The 19,932-nt window shown below is 61.5% G+C and carries 24 protein-coding genes; 8 read left to right on the forward strand and 16 right to left on the reverse strand.

What is annotated here, in order from left to right; genetic code table 11:
• Nucleotides 1-13: 13 nt before the first annotated feature.
• The 3 genes from cobD to ACR0C9_RS17380 are packed head-to-tail and all read left to right on the forward strand — an operon-like array spanning nt 14 to nt 3,064.
• Nucleotides 14-973 carry a threonine-phosphate decarboxylase CobD gene (gene cobD / locus ACR0C9_RS17370; RefSeq protein WP_170624257.1) on the forward strand — a complete coding sequence of 320 codons (960 nt, stop codon included), beginning with the start codon at nt 14-16 and terminating at the stop codon, nt 971-973.
• Entirely contained in the window at nt 970-1,890 is a 921-nt protein-coding gene (gene cbiB, locus ACR0C9_RS17375) for an adenosylcobinamide-phosphate synthase CbiB (protein ID WP_480585321.1), read from the forward strand. Before cobD ends, cbiB begins: the two co-directional genes overlap by 4 nt.
• Before the next feature lie 10 nt (nt 1,891-1,900).
• The gene (locus ACR0C9_RS17380) at nt 1,901-3,064 is read left to right on the forward strand and encodes a lytic murein transglycosylase (RefSeq protein WP_480781567.1); all 1,164 of its coding nucleotides are present in this window, start codon (nt 1,901-1,903) and stop codon (nt 3,062-3,064) included.
• A 4-nt stretch (nt 3,065-3,068) separates the two neighbouring features.
• Here the strand turns inward: ACR0C9_RS17380 and ACR0C9_RS17385 are convergent, their stop codons facing one another.
• From ACR0C9_RS17385 to ACR0C9_RS17405, 5 genes are all read right to left on the reverse strand, one after another.
• Nucleotides 3,069-3,416 carry an acyl-CoA thioesterase gene (locus ACR0C9_RS17385; RefSeq protein WP_170455039.1) on the reverse strand — a complete coding sequence of 116 codons (348 nt, stop codon included), beginning with the start codon at nt 3,414-3,416 and terminating at the stop codon, nt 3,069-3,071.
• A gap of 221 nt (nt 3,417-3,637) precedes the next feature.
• Entirely contained in the window at nt 3,638-3,988 is a 351-nt protein-coding gene (locus tag ACR0C9_RS17390; protein ID WP_480781568.1) for a hypothetical protein, read from the reverse strand.
• A 53-nt stretch (nt 3,989-4,041) separates the two neighbouring features.
• Nucleotides 4,042-7,497 (reverse strand): chromosome segregation SMC family protein, encoded by a 3,456-nt coding sequence (locus ACR0C9_RS17395; RefSeq protein ID WP_480781569.1) that lies wholly within the window; start codon nt 7,495-7,497, stop codon nt 4,042-4,044.
• Nucleotides 7,498-7,637: 140 nt separating this feature from the next.
• Nucleotides 7,638-8,033: a hypothetical protein gene (locus tag ACR0C9_RS17400; protein ID WP_170454709.1), complete on the reverse strand. Its 396-nt coding sequence runs from the start codon at nt 8,031-8,033 to the stop codon at nt 7,638-7,640.
• Nucleotides 8,034-8,075: 42 nt separating this feature from the next.
• The gene (locus tag ACR0C9_RS17405; protein WP_480781570.1) at nt 8,076-9,275 is read right to left on the reverse strand and encodes an aminotransferase-like domain-containing protein; all 1,200 of its coding nucleotides are present in this window, start codon (nt 9,273-9,275) and stop codon (nt 8,076-8,078) included.
• A gap of 150 nt (nt 9,276-9,425) precedes the next feature.
• On the opposite strand from ACR0C9_RS17405, the gene ACR0C9_RS17410 reads away from it, so the two are divergent.
• Nucleotides 9,426-10,196, forward strand: coding sequence for an FCD domain-containing protein (locus ACR0C9_RS17410; RefSeq protein ID WP_170454713.1), 771 nt, complete (start codon nt 9,426-9,428; stop codon nt 10,194-10,196).
• Between the two features lie 80 nt (nt 10,197-10,276).
• Here ACR0C9_RS17410 and ACR0C9_RS17415 read toward each other — a convergent pair whose 3' ends face one another.
• The 5 genes from ACR0C9_RS17415 to ACR0C9_RS17435 all read right to left on the reverse strand — a co-directional run bounded on the left by ACR0C9_RS17415 (nt 10,277) and on the right by ACR0C9_RS17435 (nt 12,875).
• A complete protein-coding gene (locus ACR0C9_RS17415) occupies nt 10,277-10,837 on the reverse strand; it encodes a F0F1 ATP synthase subunit B (RefSeq protein ID WP_170520225.1) in 561 nt (186 codons plus the stop codon).
• Nucleotides 10,838-10,842: 5 nt separating this feature from the next.
• Nucleotides 10,843-11,394 carry a F0F1 ATP synthase subunit B' gene (locus ACR0C9_RS17420; protein WP_170454717.1) on the reverse strand — a complete coding sequence of 184 codons (552 nt, stop codon included), beginning with the start codon at nt 11,392-11,394 and terminating at the stop codon, nt 10,843-10,845.
• A gap of 86 nt (nt 11,395-11,480) precedes the next feature.
• Nucleotides 11,481-11,705 (reverse strand): F0F1 ATP synthase subunit C, encoded by a 225-nt coding sequence (locus ACR0C9_RS17425; protein ID WP_005981269.1) that lies wholly within the window; start codon nt 11,703-11,705, stop codon nt 11,481-11,483.
• Between the two features lie 76 nt (nt 11,706-11,781).
• Nucleotides 11,782-12,540 (reverse strand): F0F1 ATP synthase subunit A, encoded by a 759-nt coding sequence (locus tag ACR0C9_RS17430; RefSeq protein WP_170454719.1) that lies wholly within the window; start codon nt 12,538-12,540, stop codon nt 11,782-11,784.
• Nucleotides 12,541-12,542: 2 nt separating this feature from the next.
• Entirely contained in the window at nt 12,543-12,875 is a 333-nt protein-coding gene (locus ACR0C9_RS17435; protein WP_480626909.1) for an AtpZ/AtpI family protein, read from the reverse strand.
• A 232-nt stretch (nt 12,876-13,107) separates the two neighbouring features.
• Between ACR0C9_RS17435 and ACR0C9_RS17440 the strand changes: the two genes are divergently transcribed.
• Entirely contained in the window at nt 13,108-13,458 is a 351-nt protein-coding gene (locus ACR0C9_RS17440; RefSeq protein ID WP_170520223.1) for a metalloregulator ArsR/SmtB family transcription factor, read from the forward strand.
• Here the strand turns inward: ACR0C9_RS17440 and ACR0C9_RS17445 are convergent.
• From ACR0C9_RS17445 to ACR0C9_RS17460, 4 genes are all read right to left on the reverse strand, one after another.
• The gene (locus ACR0C9_RS17445; protein WP_480781571.1) at nt 13,451-13,864 is read right to left on the reverse strand and encodes a universal stress protein; all 414 of its coding nucleotides are present in this window, start codon (nt 13,862-13,864) and stop codon (nt 13,451-13,453) included. The two genes, ACR0C9_RS17440 and ACR0C9_RS17445, sit on opposite strands and share 8 nt — an antisense overlap.
• 113 nt (nt 13,865-13,977) lie before the next feature.
• Complete coding sequence (locus tag ACR0C9_RS17450) at nt 13,978-14,250, reverse strand: hypothetical protein (RefSeq protein ID WP_480781572.1); 273 nt, start codon at nt 14,248-14,250, stop codon at nt 13,978-13,980.
• Between the two features lie 64 nt (nt 14,251-14,314).
• On the reverse strand, nt 14,315-15,229 hold the full coding sequence (locus ACR0C9_RS17455; protein WP_480585301.1) for a DMT family transporter: 915 nt from the start codon (nt 15,227-15,229) through the stop codon (nt 14,315-14,317).
• Complete coding sequence (locus ACR0C9_RS17460; protein WP_170454731.1) at nt 15,226-16,104, reverse strand: LysR family transcriptional regulator; 879 nt, start codon at nt 16,102-16,104, stop codon at nt 15,226-15,228. Before ACR0C9_RS17460 ends, ACR0C9_RS17455 begins: the two co-directional genes overlap by 4 nt.
• 119 nt (nt 16,105-16,223) lie before the next feature.
• Here ACR0C9_RS17460 and ACR0C9_RS17465 point away from each other — a divergent pair, with 119 nt between their 5' ends.
• Both ACR0C9_RS17465 and ACR0C9_RS17470 read left to right on the forward strand, forming a co-directional pair.
• Nucleotides 16,224-16,805 carry an NAD(P)H-dependent oxidoreductase gene (locus ACR0C9_RS17465; RefSeq protein ID WP_170454733.1) on the forward strand — a complete coding sequence of 194 codons (582 nt, stop codon included), beginning with the start codon at nt 16,224-16,226 and terminating at the stop codon, nt 16,803-16,805.
• 72 nt (nt 16,806-16,877) lie between these two features.
• Nucleotides 16,878-17,621 (forward strand): aspartate/glutamate racemase family protein, encoded by a 744-nt coding sequence (locus ACR0C9_RS17470; RefSeq protein WP_480781573.1) that lies wholly within the window; start codon nt 16,878-16,880, stop codon nt 17,619-17,621.
• 71 nt (nt 17,622-17,692) lie between these two features.
• Here ACR0C9_RS17470 and ACR0C9_RS17475 read toward each other — a convergent pair whose 3' ends face one another.
• Entirely contained in the window at nt 17,693-18,223 is a 531-nt protein-coding gene (locus ACR0C9_RS17475; RefSeq protein ID WP_170454737.1) for a prolyl-tRNA synthetase associated domain-containing protein, read from the reverse strand.
• Between the two features lie 88 nt (nt 18,224-18,311).
• Between ACR0C9_RS17475 and ACR0C9_RS17480 the strand changes: the two genes are divergently transcribed.
• Nucleotides 18,312-18,830 (forward strand): hypothetical protein, encoded by a 519-nt coding sequence (locus tag ACR0C9_RS17480; protein ID WP_480626911.1) that lies wholly within the window; start codon nt 18,312-18,314, stop codon nt 18,828-18,830.
• Between the two features lie 3 nt (nt 18,831-18,833).
• On the opposite strand, the gene ACR0C9_RS17485 is transcribed toward ACR0C9_RS17480, so the two are convergent.
• Complete coding sequence (locus ACR0C9_RS17485) at nt 18,834-19,721, reverse strand: sulfotransferase domain-containing protein (RefSeq protein ID WP_480781574.1); 888 nt, start codon at nt 19,719-19,721, stop codon at nt 18,834-18,836.
• Nucleotides 19,722-19,932: the final 211 nt, after the last annotated feature.

Genomic DNA, 19,932 nt, shown 5'->3' on the forward strand with positions numbered 1-19,932 from the left:
GACTTATGGCGCGATGACTGACACCAATTTGAACCCGCGCACCAAACGCGACCACGGCGGCGGGCTGGACGATGCGATCAAGCGGTATGGCGGCACGCGGGACGGATGGATTGATCTGTCCACCGGAATCAACCCGCACCCCTATCAGGTCTCAGACCTGATCGCGTCAGACTGGACGCAACTACCCGATCATGGCGCGTTCGAACGGCTCAGCGAGGCCGCGCGCCGCTTTTGGTCCGTCCCGGACGCCGCCGCGATTCTGCCCGCGCCCGGAGCGTCAGCCGTAATCGCGCGCCTGCCCGCACTTGCCGCGCCCGGTCGGGTTCAGATCACGACGCCAACCTATAACGAACACGCCGCCGCCTTTTCCGCACAAGGCTGGCAGGTGCATGCGGATGCCCCGGCTGAGGCCCGCGTCATCGTGCACCCCAACAACCCGGACGGGCGGCTTTGGCAGGAGGCCGACGCCAACGCCCCCCTGACAGTGATCGACGAAAGCTTTTGCGACGTAATCCCCGAAGCTTCCTTGATCCATTTGGCATCTCGTCCCGGTATCATTGTTCTGAAGAGCTTTGGCAAATTCTGGGGGCTGGCCGGGCTGCGCCTGGGTTTTGCCATTGGTCAACCTGACACAATTGCCAGGTTGAACGATCTGACCGGGCCATGGGCGGTATCCGGCCCCGCCCTGCGCATCGGCACACGCGCCTTGCAGGACGAGGCTTGGGCCGCGCAAACCCGAACCAGACTGGCGCAGGAGGCAGCCCGTCTGGACACAATGCTGACAAGCAAAGGGGCCAAGCTGGTGAGCGGAACGTCCCTGTTCCGTCTCTATAATGTTGATGATGCGCACGTCTGGCAGGACCGTCTGGCTCAGGCTCATATCTGGAGCCGCATCTTCCCCTATTCCAAAACCTATCTGCGCCTCGGCCTGCCCCCCTCGGACGGCTGGTCCCGGCTGGACGCCGCGTTATGAGCGCAGCGCTGCTGCTGGCCTGCGCCCTGTGTCTGGACGCAGCGTTGGGTGAGCCTGATTGGCTGTGGTCGCGCCTGCGTCATCCTGCGGTGCTTATGGGCAATGGGGTCGGCCAACTCGACAAACGCCTGAACCAGGGCGGAAACAAACGCCTCAAGGGCGTGATCGCGCTGGTTCTGCTGGTCGGTATCGCCGGGGCGTTGGGCTGGCTTCTGGCCTTGCTGGGACCGGTGGTCGAGGTCGTGATTTGTGCGATCCTTCTGGCCCAGAACTCGCTGGTTGCCCATGTCCGCGCCGTGGGCGACGGGTTGCTTGACTCGATCACCGAAGGGCGCGCCACAGTCGCCATGATCGTCTCGCGCGATATCTCCGACATGACCGAGGCTCAGGTCGCGCGGTCAGCCATCGAAAGCGCCGCCGAGAACCTGAGCGACGGCGTCATTGCGCCTGCTTTCTGGTTCCTGATCGGGGGGCTGCCGGGGCTGCTGATCTACAAGGCCGTCAACACCGCAGACAGCATGATCGGGTACCGAAACGAAACCTATCGCGACTTCGGCTGGGCCTCGGCCCGGTTTGACGATCTGCTGAATCTGATCCCGGCGCGACTGACCTGCCTGATGATCGTCGCACTTTCGGGCCAATGGTCCCGCTGGACCGAGATCATCGCGGACGCGCGCCGCCATATCTCACCCAATGCCGGATGGCCCGAAGCGGCAATGGCACGCGCGCTGGACATCGCCTTGGCCGGACCCCGCAGCTATCACGGGCAATTGCGCGATCTGGCCTGGGTGAACGGGAATGCAAGGCGCGAGATCGGCGCGGCAGAGGTTTTCCGCGCATGCCGTATGCTGTGGTCCGTCTGGGGGCTTGCACTCGGCCTCGTGTCAGTGTGGGTTGGAGTCACGCTGATTTTCTAAAGGACACCTTATGCGCTTGTTGCCTTCCCTGTTCGCCGCCGCCTTGTTTTCGGCACCCGCTTTTGCCCAATGCGGTGGCGGGTTCAGCCAGTTCGTGGGCGGCCTGAAAACCGAAGCGGTGCAGAAGGGTTTTGATCAGGGCACCGTCGATGCGTTCTTTCAGGGCGTTCAGCAGGACGGCGCTGTGCTGCGGGCTGACCGGGCGCAGGGCGTGTTCCAGATGCCTTTCATTGATTTCTCGCGCCGCCTGATCTCGCAAAACCGGATTGACCGCGGCCAGTCCATGTCGCGCAAATACGAGGCCGTGTTTGACCGGATCGAGCGGGAATACGGTGTCTCGCGCGGCGTGTTGCTGGCCTTCTGGGCGTTCGAAACCGATTACGGCGCGGTGCAGGGCGATTTCAACACCCGTAACGCGCTGGTGACCCTGGCCCATGACTGCCGCCGCCCCGATCTGTTCCGCCCACAGATCTTCGCGGCGATCGAGCTGTTCCGCCAGGGCAATTTCGACCCGCAGCGCACCACCGGAGCCTGGGCCGGCGAGATCGGTATGGTTCAGATGCTGCCGCAGGACATTCTGGACAATGGTGTAGACGGGGATGGGGACGGTCAGGTTTCGCTCAAGACCTCGGCCCCCGATGCGCTGATGTCCGGGGGCAAGATGCTGTCCCATCTGGGCTGGCAACCCGGCCAGCCCTGGTTGCAGGAAGTCACCGTGCCCGCGCAGATGGACTGGTCCCTGTCAGGCCCCGGCAAACCGCGTTCGGTGGCCGAGTGGCAGGCGATGGGCATCGAGGCACGCAGCGGGTCTTTGGCCGACCTGCCCGCCTCACTGATCCTGCCGCAGGGCCACAAGGGGCCTGCCTTTCTGGCCTATCCGAATTTCGACGTCTATTTCGAATGGAACCAAAGCTTCGTCTACGTCCTGACCGCCGCCTATTTCGGCACCCGTCTGGAAGGCGGCCAGATATACAACGCGGGCAACCCGACACCGGGCCTGTCCGATACCCAGATGAAGCAGCTACAAACCAAGCTACAGGCGCGCGGGCATGACGTCGGCAAGATCGACGGCATTCTGGGCGCAGGAACGCGGTCAGCCGTTCAGGCGGAACAGGTGCGGCTGGGATTGCCCGCGGATGCTTGGCCGACGGCGGAGTTGTTGGGGAAGTTGTAGCCCATTAATCGCCTTGATCGCTTTCAAAGACAGGCCGCGGTGCACCTGTATCGTCCAAAGCAACAAATACGAAATCCGCGTCGGTTACCTTTTGACCATTGTGGGATTGTCTCGGGCGTGCCCAGACATCCACATGCACACGCATGGATGTGCGACCAATTTTAACCAGCGTTGCGTAAAGCGTCACTTCATCCCCAACCTTGACCGGTTGCAGGAACTGCATTGCTTCGACCGATACCGTCGCTGTTCGTCCCTGTGCCACGCGCGCCGCCATATTGCCCGCAGCCAGATCCATTTGCGACATCAACCACCCACCGAAAATGTCACCCGCCGGGTTGGTGTCAGCGGGCATCGCAATGGTGCGAATGACAAGAACGCCGTCATCCTGCTGGCGACCATGCGATCCTCGTTTTTTTCCAAGTGCGAGCCGTGTGTCGGTGTCTTCAGTCACAGATCAAGTCCTTCGATGGGCAGATGTCAGGCAAGTATCTCGTCAGTCTGACAAGTTTAGCGTTCAAACTAAAGAGACGACCTATTTGCATGGTGGTTAAAGGCTGACCACATTGCCGACTATCACTCCGGCCGCACCGGATACCGATCCCCTTTCTCATCTATCAGAATTAATCGATCTCCACTGCGCACGTACAAGTCACACCGGCTGAATCCATTACGATAGGCGATGCAGACGCTGCCATCCTCGGCGATGCTGTAGGTGCCGAAGGCCGATTCCCCGCTGGCATAGGTGTAGGAATAAGCCCCGCCCGCCGAGAACTTGGATTGCCCGTCATCGTAGAAGGTGAGCGTGCGGCCTGCCAATGCGTCCAACTCCTCGGGGCTGAGGGGGACGTCGCCGGGTTTGGTTGGCCATTCAGCCGCTGCAAGCGGGCTGGTTAATAGCAGGGCAAGGATCAGAATACGTCTCATGCGCCCAAGTTAGCCCGATATCTTCGCAACGTTCATAACGTTGCGGTGAGCGGTCAGGCGACCATCTGCTCGGCCTTCTTCAGATCGACCGAGACCAGTTGGCTGACGCCCTGTTCCTGCATGGTCACACCAAACAGCCGGTCCATCCGCGCCATTGTCACCGCGTGGTGGGTGATGATCAGGAACCGGGTGTCGGTCTGGCGGCACATCTCGTCCAGCAGATCGCAGAAGCGGGTGACGTTGGCGTCATCCAGCGGCGCGTCGACCTCGTCCAGAACGCAGATCGGCGCGGGGTTGGCGAGGAACACGCCAAAGATCAGCGCCGTCGCGGTCAGGGTCTGTTCGCCACCCGACAGCAGACTGAGGGTCGAGAGCTTCTTGCCCGGCGGCTGGCACATGATCTCAAGCCCCGCATCCAGCGGATCGTCGCTTTCGACCATGACCAGATTGGCCTCGCCGCCGCCAAACAGGTGCTTGAACAGCATGGCGAAATTCGAGTTCACCTGCTCAAACGCGGTCAGCAGCCGTTCGCGGCCTTCGCGGTTGAGGCTGGCGATACCGCTGCGCAGGGCCTTGATGGCCTCTTCCAGATCGGCCTTTTCGCCGTTCAGGGTGTCGAATTCTTCCTGAACGTCCTTGGCGTCTTCCTCGGCCCGCAGGTTCACCGCGCCCATTGCGTCGCGCTGTCGCTTGTGGCGGTTTACCTCGGCCTCAAGTGCGTCGGCGGCGGGCATCTGGTCGGGATTCACGTCCAACTGGTTCAACAGTTGGTTTGGCGTCAGTTGCTGATCCTCGGCAATCCGCTCAGCTGCGGCGACGACGCTTTCCTTGGCCGCATCACACCGCGCCTCGGCGGCGGCGCGGGTTTCGCGCGCCTCGGAGGCCAGCCGTTCCGCCTCACGCTCGGCCAGGACAACATCGCGCTGCTGGGTCTCGGCCTCGGCCAGCTTGTCGGCGGCCTCGGCGCGGCGGATCTCGGCGGTTTCGATCAGCTCGTTCAGTTCCTCACGCGCCTCGGCAATCTCGCCGGGGGCGGCCATGGCCTCGGTCAGTTCCTCTTCCGAGCTTTCCTTGCGTTCGGCCAGTTCCGAGATGCGTTTTTCGGCGGTTTCCAGACGGTGCTTCCACCCGCTGAGGTCTTTCGTCACCTCCTGACTGCGGCGCGTCCGCGCCTCACCCTCACGGCGCAATTCGTCATGAGTCGAGCGGTGGGTCAGCATGGTGATCCGCGCCGCCTCGACCGTTTGCTTGATGTCCTCGACCTGCGCGCGGGCGCTGTCGAGGTCGCCCAACCCGGTCAACGCGCCTTCGGCCTCGCGCAGCTGCGCGCGGGCGGACATGGCGTCCTCTTTATGGCGGTCCACGGCCAGCGTCAGCGTTTCCAGCTTGCCCTGTGCCAGATTGCGGTCAGCCTCGGCCCGGCTGAGCAGGCGGGCGGTTTCGGCCATGCGCTGATCGGCGGCGCGGCGGGCTTCGCGCGCGCGGCGGTCGGCTTCGGTGACATCGGCCAGTTGCTGCGACAGTGCCTCATGCGCGGCGCGGGCACCATCGGCCTGCGCCTCGGTGCGGGCCAGTTCCTGTTTCAGCGCTTCCAGCTTGTTGAGCTGTTCCAATCGCAGGGCCGCCGCGCTTGGTGCATCCTCGGCCCAGGCGCGGAACCCGTCCCAGCGCCACAGATCGCCCGAGCGTGACACCAGCCGTTGACCCGGCTGCAACGACGCCTGCAACCGCGCGCCTTGATCCGCATCGACCAAGCCGATCTGCGCGATCCGACGGCTGAGACGATCGGGGCCGGAGACATGCAGTGCCAGAGGCTCGGCCCCCTCGGGCAACGGCTGATCGCTGTCATAGCCCGCAACCTGCACCCAGCCCGACGGGCCATCCCCGTCGACCAGAGGCGCGCGCAGGTCGTCGGCCAGTGCCGCCCCCAGCGCCTTTTCGTAACCGGGCGCTACGCGCAGCAGGTCCAGCACCTGCCCGCCTTCTGCCGTATCCCGTTCGACCAGCTTGGCAAGCGCAGTGGTTTCGGCACGGATCGCGCCCAACTCGCCTTCGGCCTCGGAGCGTTGCGCGCGGGCTTCGGCCTCGCGGGCCTGCGTGTCGTTGCGCAGCTCGTCAGCGGCGGCCAGCGCTTCTTCGGCGGCCTCGGCAGCCTCGCGGGCCTCTTCTTCGCCCTCTTGCGCGGCCTCAAAAGCCTCGCTGGCGCGGGTCAGGGCCGATTTGGCCTCATCCACGGCAGAGCGGGCCTTTTCTTCCTCGCCCTCGGACCGGGCCAGCGTTTTGCGGCTGTCCTCGACCAGACGCTGGGCCGACTGGTGGCGGGCAACGAGGCGGGCCATATCCTCGGTCTGCTGTGACAGGTGATCCTCGCGGTCCTGCAGAACCGATGCGGCCTCGCGCGCAATTTCAGCGGCCTCAGAGACCTTGTCGTCATGCCCCTCGGCGGCCTTGGCCAGTTCGCGGGCTTCCCATTCCAGACGCTCGATCATCTCACCCGCGTCGCGGTTCAGACCGGCCTCGCGCTCGATATCGTTTCCAAGTTGCCTGATGCGGTTGGTCAGCGTCTCGATGGTTTGACGCGCGCGGGTTTCCTGATCCGAGAGCTGATCGCGCTGCACCTGCTGGCGTTGCAGGACGGCGGCGGCGATGGCCTCTTCCTCACGCAGGGGCGGCAAGGTCTCTTCGATCTCGGCGCGTTTGGCGGCTGCGGCGCGGGCCTCGGCCTCGGCCCGGGACGCTTCGGTCAGTCGTTCGCGCAGCTTTTCCTCGGCCTGCTGGCGGGCCATGTCGGCCTCTTTCCAGCGGCGAAATAGCAGCATCCCCTCGGCCTGCCGCAATTGCTCGCCAATTTCACGATACCGCGCGGCCTGACGCGCCTGACGCGCCAGCTGCGCCAGTTGCGCGCCCAACTGTTCCAGCACGTCATCAACGCGGGTCAGGTTGGTCTCGGTCCCTTTCAGCTTCAACTCGGCCTCGTGCCGCCGCTGATAGAGGCCAGAGATTCCCGCAGCTTCCTCAAGAATACGGCGGCGGGCGCGGGGTTTGGCGTTGATCAGTTCGGCGATGCGGTTCTGCCCCACCAGAGCAGGGGAATGTGCCCCGGTCGAGGCGTCGGCGAACAGCATCTGCACGTCACGCGCCCGCACGTCCTTGCCGTTTGTCTTGTAGGCACTGCCCACATCGCGGGTGATGCGGCGCACGATCTCAAGCTGATCGCTGTCGTTGAACCCCGAGGGCGCGAGGCGTTCTGAGTTGTCCATGGTCAGGACCACTTCGGCGAAATTGCGCGCCGGACGCGTGGCGGCACCGGCAAAGATCACATCCTCCATCGCGCCGCCGCGCATGGATTTGGGGCGGTTTTCGCCCATGACCCAGCGCAGAGCCTCAAGCAGGTTGGACTTGCCGCAGCCGTTCGGCCCCACCACACCGGTCAGCCCGTCCGCGATGATCAGATCGGTCGGATCAACAAAGCTTTTGAAGCCGGTCAGTTTGAGTTTGCTAAAGCGCAAAAGCGACGAGTCCCTTGATTCCTGTTGTCAGGAAGTCTGCGCAACGGAGGGGCGAGGTGTCAACGTGATTGCGCAGGATATGGGATATTGGCCCGACTTATCCACAATATCTTGCCGAAATACGCAAATAAGCGCAGTTCTCAATATGGCGTACACTCGAACACTTCGTAGGCATAGCCGCTGGACGCGCCATAGTTGATACATTCGTAATTGGGTCGCGAGATGGCGGTCAGCAGCAACCGCTCCCCCGCCTCGCGGTCGCAACCCAAAACGCCGACCGTCACCGCCGCATCGCCCAGCACATCCAGGATCGGGCAACCCGACACCTGCGCCATGGCCAGCGCTGCACGATCCCGGATTGGGCCAAGGCGTGGGGCGTATTGCGCGTTGACGCGGACCGCCTCGGCCAGTTCGCCGCGCACGCGCACGTCAAACACACTGCCGTTTACGGCAACGCGCGTGGCAGGGACGTTGCGAAAATGGGGCGTGCCAGCCGAACAGGCCGCAAGCAGAAAGAGGGCGAGATACCGGATCATGCCGCAGGGTTGCAGTAAATTGGTTAACAGACCCTTTCCGCGTCAGGCCCGCAGCACGTTGCCCAACCTGCGAATACCTTCGCGGATCGTTGCCTCATCCGAATTGGAAAAGCTCAGCCGGATGGTATTGGCCCCGCTGCCGTCCGGAAAGAACGCCTGACCGGGCACAAACGCCACTTTCTCGGTCGCCAACGCACGCGCCAGCAGGTCGGACCCGTCTGTGCCCACCGGAAGCGTGACCCAGATGAACATGCCGCCCTCGGGCCGGGTCCAGACCACGCCATCCGGCATGTGCTGCTGCAAGGCGGCCAGCATCGCATCGCGCCGCGCCTGATAGGTTGCGCGGACCTTGGGGATATGGGTGTCGAAACACGCCTCGGCCACCTGATGCACGGCCATCTGGTTGATGGTGGCCGAGTGCAGATCAGCGGCCTGTTTCATCAGCACCATCTGCGAGATGACCGGCTTGGCAGCGACCACCCAGCCCATCCGCAATCCCGGCGACAGTGTTTTCGAAAAGCTGCCGCAATAGATCGTGCGGCAGTTTTCAATCGTTCCTTTCTGCGCAAGTTCCAGCGCCAGAACCGGTGGAATAGCCTCGCCATCATAACGCAGGGCCTGATAAGCCCCATCCTCGATCACCGCGCATTCCAGTTCTTCGGCCAGGTCCAGCAGCGCCTCGCGCCCGTGCAAATCAACCGTCTCTCCGGTCGGGTTCGAGAAATCCGGTGACAGATAGGCGAACTTGACCGCCCCGTCCCCGGCCGCCTCACGATATTCCCCAGCACCGCGATTGCCGTTGATGCTGAGCCGGTCAAACCGCGGCTCATAGGCGTTGAAAGCTGCCAAAGCCCCAAGATAGGTCGGCCATCCGACCAGGGCCGTATCGCCCGGCGACAGGAACAGCTTACCAAGATAGTCCAGCGCCTGTTGCGAGCCCGAGGTGATCAGGATGTTGTCGACCTCGCACTCGACCCCGATCTCCCGCATATGGCGGACCAGCCACTCGCGCAGCGGCGCATAGCCTTCGCTGACCGAGTATTGCAGCGCCTGCGCCTGAGTGTCCGGCCCAAGCGCTGCCTGGAACGCCTGCGAAAACGCATCTGCCGGGAACAGGGCCGGATCGGGGATTCCACCAGCGAATGAGATGATGCCGGGCTGGTCCAGCAGTTTCAGCAATTCCCGCATCTCGGACGCTTTCATTCTGGATGTACGGGTGGCGAACAGGGTCTGCGCGGTCATGAGGCTCCTCCGATCTCAATTCGGGCAGCCTATGCAGAACAGTATTAAAGTCAACAATACTGACCTAATGTTTCAATCAAAGTGAAACCGCCCTTCTTGAACCCGAACCCCCACTGTGGTCATATGTTTTGACCAATTTTGGACGTGTATATGCCCTTTCAAAAAGTTCAGACCGAAAAGCTGTCGAGTGCAGTTGTCCGGCAGATCGAATTGCTCATCCTACGCGGCATCCTGCGCCCCGGCGAGCGTCTGCCGTCGGAGCGGGAATTGGCCGAGCGCATGGGCGTGTCACGCCCATCTTTGCGGGATGCCATTTCCGATCTGCAGGACCAAGGGTTGCTGACCGCAAAGGCCGGATCCGGTATCTATGTGGCCGAAGTTCTGGGCTCGGCCTTTTCCCCTGCCCTGATCCGGTTGTTCAGCAGCCATGACGAGGCAGTGTTCGACTATCTGTCCTTCCGCCGGGATATGGAGGGGCTGGCCGCCGAGCGCGCTGCGCGGCTTGGGTCCACCAGCGATCTTAAGGTGGTTCAGGCCATTTTCGACCGGATGGAGACGGCACATGAGCGCAACGCCGCCGAAGAAGAAGCCGGGTTGGACGCCGAGTTTCACATGGCCATTATTGAGGCCAGCCATAACGTTGTCATGCTGCACATGATGCGGTCGATGTACGATCTGCTCCGGCAGGGAGTGTTTTACAACCGCCAGATGATGTTTCAGCAACGCGCCACGCGTGAGGCCATTCTGGACCAGCACCGCGCGATCAACACAGCCCTGCAAGCTCGGGATCCCGAGGCCACCCGTTTGGCGGTCGAACAGCATCTGGATTTCGTCGAGCGCTGCATGAAGGATCAGCAAAAGGCCGAACGCAACGAGGCGATTGCACAGCAACGCCTGGCGCATGAGACGGGGCAAGCCTAGGCGCCGAAACCGCTTTGGGCACCTGAAACAAAAAAACCCGGCGACTGCGCCGGGTTTTCTTAATTCGGGATAGGCAATTGTCAGTGCAGCTTTTCGCCCACGTCAGCAATGGCCGCATCGATCAGCTTGTTCGCCTGAGCAGCGGTCATCTGCTTGGCCAGCACAGCGTTAGCTGCCGAGACAGCAACGGTGATGGCCTGATCGCGCACTTCCTTCACAGCCGAAGCCTCAGCCGACGCGATCTGGTCCTGTGCGGCCGCCAGACGGCGCGCGATGGATTTCTCCAGATCGACCTTGGCTTGCTCTGCTGCCAGCGCCGCGTCATCCTTGGCCGCAGCCACGATGGCATCCGCCTGCGTCTGCACTTCGCGCTGCTTACGCTCGTACGAGGCCAGCAGGCTGCGCGCTTCTTCATGCAGGGCGCGGGCTTCGTCCAGTTCGGACTTGATGCCCTCGGCCCGGTTGTCCAACGCGCCACCGATCATGCCGGGGACCTTGAAGTAGAACAGGACCGCGATGAAGACGATGAAGCCCAGAGTGACGACAAAGTCCGTATTGCCAAGCGAGAAGAACGGGCCGCTTGCGGCCAGCGCCGGGCTTGCGGCACCGAAGGTCAGGATAAGGGCAAGAGTGTTCCGCATGTCACTTATCCTTTCATCTGCGCATCTACGGCACCGTCGATGGCTTTGGCATCCGCCTCGCCGCCCAGTGCTGTGACCAGTTCAGCCGCCGTATCCTTGGCAACCACTTGAATGCTTTCCAGCGCACCGGCACGGATGTCGGCAATTGCCTTTTCCGATTCAGCCGCCTTTGCAGCGATTTCCGCGTCCGCCTTGGCAATCGCGTCATCCAGACCAGCCTGGATTTCGGCGCGGGCTTCCGCTGCGATACGCTGTGCCTCAGAACGGGCATCGGCCAGCGCCTTGTTATAGGCCTCTTCAGCCTCGACCGCTTTGGCCTTCAGATCTTCGGCCGCAGCCAGGTCATTTGTAATGGTCCCCTGACGTTCAGCCAGGATTGCCGCGATGCGGGGCAAGGCCACGCGGGACAGGACCAGAAAGATGACGACCAGCGTAATGACCAGCCAGAAAATCTGGTTGGGGAACCAATCGAAGCAGAGCTGCGGCATCCCGATGGCAGAGCCATAGGAGTCGACGCACGAGCCGGCTACCTCTTTAGTAATGGGTTCAGTCGCCATGATATCCTCCGTCGGAAACTTGTCTTTACAACAGGTGGGCCGCTATGGCTTGGGCCCACCTGCGCGTAAGGATCAGGTTCCGCAGATTATACGGCGAACATCAGCAGCAGCGAGACCAGGAATGCGAAGATCCCCAGGGCTTCTGCGAACGCGATACCGATGAACAGGGTTGCGGTCTGCGAAGCAGCCGCCGAAGGGTTGCGCAGGGCGCCGGCCAGGAAGTTGCCTGCAACGTTGCCCACCCCGATTGCGGCTGCGCCGGAACCGATTGCTGCCAGGCCTGCGCCGATGTGTGCGAGATCGCCTTCCATGATGTATCTCCTTACGAATTGGAAGTTTCGATGTTGGGTTATCGTTCCTGCGTAGGATGGGTGATTTCACCCATCTTTAGTGATGCGGATGCAGAGCGTCCTTCAGGTAAACACAGGTCAGAATGGTGAAAACGTAGGCCTGAATGAAGGACACCAGGACCTCGAGGCCGTACATTGCGGTGATCGCCAGAACGGACACGGGCGAGATCGCGGCAATCGCGGCAAAGCCTGCGAACACCTTGATAACAGCGTGGCCTGCCATGACATTACCGGCAAGACGAATGGAGTGGCTGACCGGGCGCACGAAGTACGAGATCAGCTCGATGATCGCCAGAATGGGACGCAGCGCCAGCGGGGCGCTGGACACCCAGAACAGGCTCAGGAAGCCTGCGCCGTTCTTGACAAAGCCCAGCACGGTCACGGTCAGGAAGACCGACAGCGCCAGCGGGATGGTCACGGCGAAATGCGACGTTGTGGTGAATGACATGGGGATCATGCCCAGGAAGTTCGCGCAGACGATGAACATGAACAGGGTCATGACATAGGGGAAGTACTTGACGCCTTCCTTGCCGCAGATGTCTTCCAGCATCTTGTAGATGAAGCCATAGGCCAGTTCGGCCACCGACTGCATCCGGGTCGGAACAATCGCGCGCTTCGAGGTCGGCACGATCAGCAGCAGAATGATGGCCACGATCGCAAGGAACAGCCACAGCGTCACGTTGGTGATCGTGAACATGCCCACCGCACCGTCACCGAACAACGGCTTAACGATGAACTGATCCATCGGGTGGAAAACCAGGCTGCTGCCTTCTGCTGCGGTGGTCTCAGTTGCCACGTTCAGTCCCTCTCGTCCTTCTCGGCCGCCTCAGCCGCCGCTTGTTTCTCTTGAACCTCTTTCGCGCTGCGGAGCATAACCTTCACGCCCGCGACAAGGCCCAGCAATGTGAACAGCACCAAAAAGATCGGGATCGTCCCGAACAGGCTGTCCAGCCCGTATCCGATGCCAAATCCGATCCCCAGACCGGATACCATTTCGATGACCATCCTCCAGGCAAGCTCGCCCCCGGACACGTCAGCATCCGCACGAGGTTTTGGCGCTTTCGCCTTTTTCGCCGCGTCGATCTTGGCCTCCAGCTGCGCCATACGCTGCTTTTGGTCGTCATCGGTCACGGGCGTTTTCCTCGCACAGTCTTGGGGCTAGGTGCTAAGGGGCGCAGGGCACAGAGTCAACGGTGTTGAGCGCCCGAATTGCCGCAGGATAAACTCCTGTTTTCATTCGGTATTTCTGCTGGGAAGGTGCAGGTAAATCGCAGGTCGAAGGGTGGGCAATCCGAAATCACCCTGAATCCACATATTCAACCAAATGGTTGACCAAACTCCGGCGCTGTGGTTCAGCGGGATCATGTCCGACGACCTTGACACCGTATTCGCCGCCCTGGCCGACCCGACCCGGCGCACCATCCTTGCGATGTTGCTTGAGGATGATATGGCCGTCACAGACGTGGCCGAACCGTTCGAGATGTCGTTGGCCGCGATTTCGAAACACCTGGTCATTCTGACCAAGGCCGGGCTGATCTCTCAGGAAAAACGCGGGCGGGTGAAGTGGTGCAAGCTGGAGCCCGACGCCCTGCGGACGGCCTCGGTCTGGATGCAGGGCTTCGGACAGTTCGAGCCGGTGAACCTGGACGCGTTCGAGCGGTTTCTTGAGGTCGAACTGCCCGCGACGGATGGCGCGGATGACTCGCCTACCTGACGACAAACACGGACACTTTGGCGTGTTTCGCCAGATACCCGGCATGGCTTGAGAAGATATAGTCCGTGATCCGAGGCGCGTGTGTTCCCACAACGATCAGATCGGCGCCAATCTCTTCGGCTGCACGCGTCAAATCCCCATCAACTTCGACCGCAACATCGACTGAATGGATGTTCTTAGTGCCGACCTCTGCGCCGCTCTTGGCCGACAGGTCATCAGCCAAAGCCGCAAGGTCCTTGGCGATAGAGGCGTCCGATGCGGTGACATCACCGGGTTGGGTTCCGGTCACGCTGACCAGGGTCACACGTGCGTTTTGCCATTTGGCCATCTCACCCGCCACAGCAACGGCTTTTTGCACTTCGGGCGGCAAGTGAAGATCGACGGGGATCATGATGTGATTGAACATTTCGTCCTCCTCTTCCTTGTGGAAAGTATAGAAGACATGCCCCGTTTCAGCCTTGATCTGCCTCAACGGAGGGGCTGTTCGCCCCCTTGGCGAACAACACAGCCGAACCGCAATCAGCCGGGTATGACGCTGTAAATGACGCCTGTTGGGTCCGCCGAACACGTCCATGGGCGGCTTTGCCCGGCAACAGTAACCGCTGTGACGGAGCCCCGTGGGTCGGGCTGCGTTTCCAGCGCCTTGACGTCTTCAATACGCGTGCCGCTTTCGGCAGAGACCAGCGCCTCGCAACTGGCTTGCAGCGATGTCTCGTTGCCGGAGCCCTGCAAGTTGTTTTGCGCACACGCGCCCAGTGCGATCAAAACCGCGCCCGTTAGAATTGGCTTCATTCCCCTGCCCTCGTTTTCGTTTTGGCCGGTGGGATGCTGCCAGAAGCTGATGGGAACACAAGCGTCAATCTGCACTGCGCCGAAGGGATGCCGGCTCGGGGATTTCCTCTTTCAGCAGCAAGAGAAGGGCCAGAATTGTCAGGGCAATGCCCAACACGATCAGCCCGGTCGGCACACCGTTGCCCAACGCAATCTCCCACAGGATGACCCAACTGGGCACCAAATAGGTATACGCCATGACTTTGGCCGAGGGCAGCTTCAGCGCCGCAAACTGGACCAGAACGAAGCTGGCTGCCGTTGCAAAGAAGGACAGGTACAGCAGCCCGATCCAGACGATGCCCGGCAGGCTGAACCAATTGGTGCTGATAATATCTGACCAGCCGAAGGCCGTCAGCAGGACGCACCCGGCCAGCAGGGTGCCAAAGGTGAACACCACCGCCGGTTCGCCCCGGTTCAGCTTGCGGACCATGGGCGTATAGATTGCGTGGGCGACGCAGCCCACGAAATAGATGACCTCACCCACCCCGATCTGGAAGGCCCGGAACAACTGCCAGTCGGCGCGAAAAATCACCCACAATGCGCCGACCGCCCCGACGGACAGGGCCAAAGCCATCCGCGGGGTTGTGACCTGCCTCAGCAACACCCACCCCGCAATGGCCGAGACAACCGGCGTCAGCGTGAACACGGCGGCAGCACTGACCGGCGGAGCGGTCTGCAGGCCGTAGAACATCAGGACAAAATAGGTGGCGAACAGACCGCCCAGAACCAAATAGCGCCACGGGGCCTGCGCGGCGGAACGTGGCACACCGGTCGTGGCATAGGCAGCAATCCCAATTACCACCGCCGCAATCGCAAAGCGCACCGCGTTCAAAGCGGCTGGGGCGATCTCATTCGCGATCATCGACCCCAGCGAGAAGCTGCCTGCCACCAGCGCCGAAAAGCACAACATGGCCAGATGGCCACGGGCGTGCGGCGTCATGGCAGCCAGGTCCGCGACTGTTCCTTCAGGAAGGACAGGAACGCCTGCACCTTGGTCGTGCGATGCAGATCGACATGGGTGACCAGCCACAGTTTGCCCGACCATTCGGGCAGGCTGTCCATCACTTCCTCAAGATCCGGGTATCTGGCAGCCTCCCATCGGGCCATGAACCCGATCCCGGCCCCGGCCCGAACGGCCTCGGCCACGGTGAAGTTGTTCGAGCACCTGAATGTCAGCGCCTCGGCCGGGGCGTTGGCCCGCAGCCATTGCGAAAACGGCGCGCGGCTGTTTTCGTCATCATTTCCAACAAAGGCGTGTTTGGGGAAATCCTCGACACTTTGCGGCTTGCCCCGGCGGGCGACGTAATCCTTGCTGGCAAACAAGCCCACGTCCTGTGTCACGAAGGGCTGCACAACATTGTCCGGCTGATCCGGCGCTGACCCGGCGCGAATGGCAACATGCGCCTCGCCATATTCAAGGCGAAACAGGCGGTCCCCGGTCAGATAGCGCACGATCAACCCCGGGTGGGCCTTTTGGAACTCGCTGAGAGTGGGCACAACCAACGGCACCAGCGACGCCAGCGAGGTCACCACCAACTCGCCCGAGACATCGTCGCCCCGGCCCTTCATTCGACCCACAAGCTGGTTGAACTGATCCTCGGTCGCCTGCGCCACGCGCAACAGGTCTTCACCCGCCTCGGTTGGCGTATATCCCCGCGCGTGACGCTGGAACAGTTTCACACCCAACCGCGCCTCGATCGCGTCGATATGGCGGATCACTGTTGCATGGTGCACGCCCAAAACCTCGGCCGCGCCGCTGACTGTCCCCATCCGCGCGACCTGATATGCGGTTCTCACTTCATCCCAATTATCCATGGCAAAGCTATCTTTGTGCAATTTCTAACAGACGCTGTTGATGTATCCGACTTTTGTTCGCCAGCGCAACAATCATATTGAGCCCAGACCACATCACCCCTGATCGAAGGACTGCAGAAATGACCAAAACCATTCTCCACATCGACGCCTCGGCCCGCCGCACCGGATCGGCAACACGTGATCTGTCAGACCGTGTCGTCAAACATCTGGGCGCCGGGCGCATCATTCGCCGTGATCTGGCCTCGCCCCTGCCGCTGCTGACCGAAGACTGGATTGCCGCGAACTTTACCCCGGCAGATCAGCGCGACGCGGTTCAACGGGATCAACTGGCCCTTTCGGACGAGCTTGTGAACGAGCTTCAGCAGGCCGACACAATCGTCATTGGTTTGCCGATCTACAACTTTTCGGTACCCGCCGCGTTCAAGGCGTGGATCGACCTGGTTGCCCGCGTGGGTCTGACCTTTTCCTATACCGAAAACGGCCCCAAGGGGCTGCTGGAAGGCAAACGCGCCGTTCTGGCCATCGCCTCGGGCGGCACCGCCGTGGGGTCCGAGATCGACTACGCGTCTGGCTACGCAAAGCATGTTCTGGGCTTTATCGGAATTCACGATGTGGACGTCGTCGCCGCGGACCAATTGGCCATCGACCCTGACGCATCAGTGCAGAATGCGCATAAGGCCGTATCCGAACTGGCCGCCTAAACCGGCACTGGCCTTCGCGACCAGAAATGTCCAATCTGCAAAACAGGTATTTTGCGGGTTGGACATTCAATCATGAAAAAGATCGGAATTCTGGGCGGAGTCGGCTGGGCCTCGACCGTCGACTACTACAGAGCCATCGCCGAAGGGGCGGGCCGATATTTTGCCGCGCGCGGCCATGGCTCGCCCCTGCCCGTACCGCCGATGACGATCGAGTCGGTGACGCAAGCCAGAACACGGGCGCTGCGCGGTGTGGCCGGAAACGAAGAAAGCTGGGCAGAGTTCGACGCGGTCTTCCGCGACGCGCTGCTGACCCTTGAAAACGCAGGGTGTGATTTCGGCATCATTGCGTCGAACACGCCCCATGCCCGCCTGCACGCGATCCGTCAGGGTGTTTCGATGCCCATCCTCAGCATCTTCGATGCCACTGCCGAAGCCACCGCAAAAACCGGCGCATCACATGCGCTGGTGCTGGGAACAACCGTGACCATGCAAGCGACCAACTATGCCGAAAGGCTGGCGGTCGAAGGCGACACCGCAAACGTCCGACTGCCGGATCCGGACGTCGACGAGATGCAGGCCATGATCGACAGCGATTTTTATGGCGGCGCGTCCGGGACCGCGCACACCCGTTTGCTGGCCTTCTGCAACCGCCACGCAACACCCGGCACCGCTATTCTGCTGGCCTGCACCGAACTGCCGCTGGCCTTCCCCAACCATCTGGACGACCCGGTATTCGAGGCAGACGGGCATCTGTTCATCAACCCCTCAGCCGCCCATGTGGCCGCCGCCCTGAAACAGGCGCTGCCCGCGGACTAAAGCGCCCGCCCCTTCTTCTGTTCAAAAATACCTCCGCCGGAGGCACGTGCGCCTGAAAGGCGCACGTTCAGTCAGGGCAGCCACGTCACCTGACAGCCGATCTTTTCGAAAAACGCCATCAGATCACCCCGCGACATCGCAACCGTCCGGTCATTGACCAGCGGATGCATATAGATCACATCGGCCTGCTGTGCGGCTGCATCCATGAAAAAGCGCAGATCATTCTGCACCCCGTTGATCATGGCCAGCGGGCTGACCGCGCCGGGCCGGATACCAAGGTTCTGCAACAACCGATCCGCCGAGCCGAACGACAGGTTGCCCACACCCAGCTCTGCCCCCAGTGCTTTCAGATCGATCTCGCGGCTTTGTTCCAGCGTCACCAGATAGTTCCGCTTTTTCTTGTCGCGCAGGTACAGGTTCTTAAGGCGCAGCGCGTTCTCTCCGGGCACCATGAACTGATCCTCGACGGCCTTCGACTCTTCGACCGTGCGCAGCGGAGGATGAGTGTGCAGCCGGTAAACCAGCCCCCAATCGTCCAGTTGCGCCAACAAGGCGTCAGAACTGAGGGGCAATGTGTCCTGAAAAGCGGATGATGCGTCCATCGTGACCTCCTGTCTGATGCGCTCATCGCGCAACAAAGGTGGAAATTCAAGCCACGACAGTGCCGGAATTCAGTGTTAGCGTGCCGCCATGAAAGTGTCCCGCAATACCCCGGACCAATTGATCCTGACATACACGCCCTGGTTCATCGGCATCACGCTGGTCTTCTTCATCCTCGCCTTTGTCGGCGCAGGTCTGTTCATGGTCAGCGAAGGCGGCGAAGGCATTCTGTTCGGTCTTTTCTTTGCACTCTTTGGAGGAGGATTGGGGTTCGGCGCGTTCTGCACCTTCGTCCGGCGCGTTCAGGTCATACTGGACCGCAATAAGGGCAGCCTCGTGATCCGCAGGCAGTCGGTCTTTGGCTATGACGCGGTCGAACATGCGCTGTCAGACCTGTCCCATGCCGAGATCGAAAGCTCGGTGTCGCGCAGCACCAAAGGATCGTCGACCCTCTACCGCCCGGTCCTGATACTCGACAAGGGTATGAGCGCGGGCCGACATCCCATCGTCGAGGCATTCTCAAGCGGACGCGGGGCGCACGGATTGGTGGATGCGATCAACTATTGGCTGCCCGCTGGCGATCAGAAACCAGATCGGGAACAGGCCTGAGGGTTACACGGCCCGACCATGTTCCAGCCACATCCGCTCAGCCGGGGTGACCATGCCGGCCATCCGGGCGTCATATCGCGCCATCTCGGCCTCGGTCAGCTTACCTTCCCACTTGTTGCTGGTGCCTGACGAGAAAAACTGCGCGAAATCGCGAAAAACGCTGGTAAACCCCGGCGTCTGCGACAGGCGTCTGGCATTGTCTTTCATCGACCCGAAGCTTCCCGCTTGCGAAATCCCGGCCACCATGCGGTCGTCGATGTTCATTCCCATGATCCCGGCCAATCGCCTGACCTGTCCCGGCAAGTCGCGGCTTAGCTCGGCATAGTGCAGGAAATGAATATTGGGCAGGTCGCGATAATCCCAGAAAGACCGGAAGTGATGCACGAACGAGGCCAGCGTCAGATCATCGGTCCCTTTGGTCGAGGCCGGGCGGTCCAGAAACATCGCAAACGCTTCGGACAGGTCGTCGGGAAACAGATAGTCCAGCCAGTCTTCGGTCATGTTCTCGACATGGCTACGCAGCGAAAAATGCACATCGACCGGATGACGATGAACCACCAGATACTGGGCATCCGGCGAATAGGTGATGCCATCCAGCGGTGAATGCGTTTTGATGCAGCGCCTGTGGTCCTGAACTTCCAGTGAATTGGCCTGCGCGACCCGGTCGCGAAAAGCGCAATCCAGCCAGGGCGAGACCTTGTTGTCATAGATCGACGGATCGGCCTGTTCGGTAATCAGCATTCGCACCAGTGTCTGCGTCCAGGTGGTTCCGCATTTGGGCGGCGTGCAGACAAACAGATCGTCAGGGCGTATCCGGAAATCGGGCCAGATATCCGTATTTGTCACCGGGCCCACGTAGTCGGTGGTCCGCTGTGGAAATGTACCGCTCACCTTCACCCTCCGACCCTTGCATCCTGCTTGCCGACGCTACACCACAGGGGGTTCCATACAAAGCGCCTGTCTTGACTCGGTGCCTTCAGGCGCGTAGACGACGCGCAAACATCCGGAAGAAACCATCCTTCCGGTCCCTTGAGTCGTTCAGGGATCGCCCCCCACCAGCGAGTTTCGCCCGTGGGGGCAATGCCATTTGGCATTACCCCCA

The sequence above is a fragment of the Ruegeria sp. C12 genome (assembly GCF_056537745.1).